This is a genomic window from Paenibacillus sp. 1-18, from assembly GCF_000520755.1.
Taxonomy (GTDB): Bacteria; Bacillota; Bacilli; order Paenibacillales; family Paenibacillaceae; genus Paenibacillus; species Paenibacillus brasilensis.
The window spans coordinates 1-330 of sequence record NZ_ASSB01000353.1 but is presented as its reverse complement, the minus strand read 5'-3'; the positions used below and the strand labels follow the sequence as shown (position 1 = coordinate 330).

1 protein-coding gene is annotated in these 330 nt (G+C 43.9%); it reads left to right on the top strand.

Going from position 1 to position 330, the window contains the following annotated elements; genetic code table 11:
* Nucleotides 1-330: phage tail protein (locus tag L693_RS28460; protein WP_197030042.1), on the top strand; the 330-nt coding region annotated here is incomplete at both ends.

Below are 330 nucleotides of genomic sequence, written 5' to 3'. Positions count from 1 at the left end.
AGGCGGACGGTTTAAGTTTGTTATTCACGACACATTTGATTTGCACGATGTTAAGGACTTTGGGCGAGGCAATTGTCTTGAAGCGCTTAACAAGATCATTCAAATGTATGAATGCGAGGTCGAACCTGACAATTTTACGATCAACCTAAGAAAGAAAATCGGAGCCGACAACGGTTTGCAGTACCGGCTTAAAAAGAACATCGTATCCAGTTCATTCAAAGACAAAGGTGAATCACTGGTGACACGTATGTTCGCTCAGATGAAGGATGGACGTACATTCATAGGAATGGATGTGTCCAAACTGACGGACGAGGAGCGGAGCTTGCTTTC